Raw genomic sequence first — 2,694 nt, forward strand, 5'->3', positions numbered from 1 at the left:
AATAAGATTTCATTAACTTTTCTGAAGGCAATTCATTTTTCGGGACTTTATTATTTCCATTTGTGAAAAACTTTGGAATTGTAATCCATTTAAAACCAGTCATTTGTAACGTAATTTCTTGATTTTTAAATGCACCATCTCCATTATAGTTTGGAGAATTTTCTATTTTAACTAAACTTTCTTTGCTTGGTTTTCCACCAAATTGTGGACTTGTATTTACAAACACAGCCCCAATAATTATTATTAAAAGGATAACTCCTAAAACTCCTATCATTATTCTTTTAATTATTAAGATTATTTTTAGCACTAATTTATTGTTCTTCTTTGTTATATAATACTTTTCTTTCCTTTAAATACTTTAAAATATAGTTAAAACAGGCTTCGTGTTTTCCTACCAATTCTGGCGAAAATACACCTTTTTCAATAAATAATCCATCTAAAAACATGTTGGCCGCTGCTGTTGCTGTATAACCTGTAGTTCTCGCCATTGAAGAAGTCTTGGTTTCAGCACAAAATTCATCGTGCAAATTGTAAACAATTGTTTTTAGTTCGCCATTTGAGTTGGTTCCTTTTAGTGTAATTCTCATTACAGTTATTTCTTCTTCAGTTTCACCTAATTTCCATTCATTAAATAATATTTTTGAAGTAAATTCTAATGGAGAAACCTCATTTCCGTTAATATTGATTTTTTCTTCATTAAAAAAACCACTTTCCTTTAACACTTTTACATATTCTACATGACCAGGATAACGCAAAGTTTTTTCCTTCATATTTTTTATATGAGGCATTGTAAAAATTATAGAGCGCAACCCGTCAGAATTAAAAGATTCTAAGGTTCCAACGCCACTAAAATCCACATATTCACAATCTGTTAAGGCTTCTTTTGTTACCATTACACCGTTTTCCACATAACGTGCAGAACGCGTATATTCTTCTATAACATCAATTGGAGAGAAAGGTGCTTTATAGCAAAAAGGCCATTTTTTAACTTTCGGCAAACCACCTACCAAACATTCAAAATCTGTAAGTTTTAGTTTTTCATTATAATAACCTAGAATAATATTTCCCATTCCTGGAGCAACACCACAATCTACAATAGCAGTAACATTATTTTGTTTTGCTAGTTGGTTTAAGTCAAAACAATTTTCAGGAAAAAAGGAAATGTCAATTACGTTTTTACCCGCCTCAATAATAGATTTTAAAGTTTCGAAACCTAAAAACCCAGGAACAGCACAAATCACCAAATCAAACGATTTTATTATTTTTTGCAGCTCCCCTTTGTTAGTAACATCTAACTGAACTGGTATTAATTTATTACATTTAGAAACAGCTTTTTCTAATGCTTTTTTATTGAAATCGGTAATTGTAACCGAATATTTTTTGGCCATATCAATAGCCATTGTGCTGCCAACCATTCCGGCTCCTAATACAATAATAGTACTCATAAAATTAGTTTTAAAGTTAAAAAATTGAAAGTTATAACGATTAAAATACAACTATAATTACAACCCTGGAATTAAAACCCAAGGCATTTCAGATAACTGTTTTGTGTAGATAAATAACATAACCTTAAACATACAAAATATACATTTCTAAAACAGTATTAATTTGGATAACGTAATTATTCCGGTTATAAAAATTAAAATAAGTACAGTCGATTTAAACTTTTCTCCGGAAATATGTTCCAATATTTTCTTACCTATAAAAGTCCATAAAATACTACAAACAAGCAATATAGGAATTAAATCTAAATCGTGTTTGTGTACATTGCCATTTATAATAAGCAATACTTCTGCTAAAATCAATTCCTAAATCTATAATAGCTGATGTTCCATAAATGTTTCCATATTTAACTTAAATACAGATAATGTAATTCCTAAAACAGAATGAAAATCTAAAAAAAACTAGCTATTGGCACAAAAAATAAAGAAGTCTAAAACCGCCTACTGTACCTAATATTTCAGCAAGCAATGCTAATAAAATGAATAATAACCAATAATCCAAAACTTAGTTTTTAAATTCCGTTTACTAAAATTACAACCTTTTTAGAGAACGAAAATTTAATAGTTTTTACCCTGCCATAGATTTTTATCTTGAAGACATTTATCAATTTTAGCAACAATTTCGAAGTTTTTAAGCCCTCCCCACTTTGGAGCAATTAATAACTCTTTTGGAGCTTCGCTTATAAAACGCTCAATAATAATTTCCGGACGCAAATGTGAAATAAATTCTGAAATAAAATTAATATAATTTTCAGAGGTAAATAAGCTGAAATTCTCTGGATTTCGTTTGTATTGAACTGCCATTACCGAATCTTTTACAATTTGCAAATGGTGGAGTTTTATAGTTGAAATAGGTAGTTTTGAGATTTCAAAAGCGTGGTTCATTAAAGCTGCTTTATTTTCACCTGGCAATCCTAAAATAATATGCGCTCCTAAGTGAAATCCTTTGTTTTTACAAAGATTAAAAGTTGCTTTGGTTTCTTCAAAAGTGTGACAACGATTTACCGAAAGCAAGGTTTTTTCATTGGTACTTTCTACACCAAATTCTAAGGAAATAAAATAGGTTTTTGAAAGTTCATCTAAAAAATCAATAATTTCTTCTGAAATACAATCTGGACGCGTTCCAATAACAAGACCAACAACTTCTGGAACGTTTAAAGCTTCTAAATAAAGTTGTTTGAGCGATTCAAAA

General features: G+C 29.5%; 2 protein-coding genes and 1 pseudogene. All 3 read right to left on the reverse strand.

All coding sequences use genetic code 11. The features are described from left to right. Positions 1–274, reverse strand: a pseudogene (locus AB1Z17_RS05295) (hypothetical protein); the annotation flags it as partial. A 37-nt stretch (positions 275–311) separates the two neighbouring features. Further along, positions 312–1,445: a saccharopine dehydrogenase family protein gene (locus AB1Z17_RS05300; RefSeq protein WP_368050756.1), complete on the reverse strand. Its 1,134-nt coding sequence runs from the start codon at positions 1,443–1,445 to the stop codon at positions 312–314. A 615-nt stretch (positions 1,446–2,060) separates the two neighbouring features. Further along, positions 2,061–2,694: TIGR01212 family radical SAM protein (locus AB1Z17_RS05305; RefSeq protein WP_368050757.1), on the reverse strand; the 634-nt coding region annotated here is incomplete at its 5' end.

Origin of the sequence: Lutibacter sp. (genome assembly GCF_040883305.1) — a bacterium.
Lineage (GTDB): Bacteria > Bacteroidota > Bacteroidia > Flavobacteriales > Flavobacteriaceae > Lutibacter.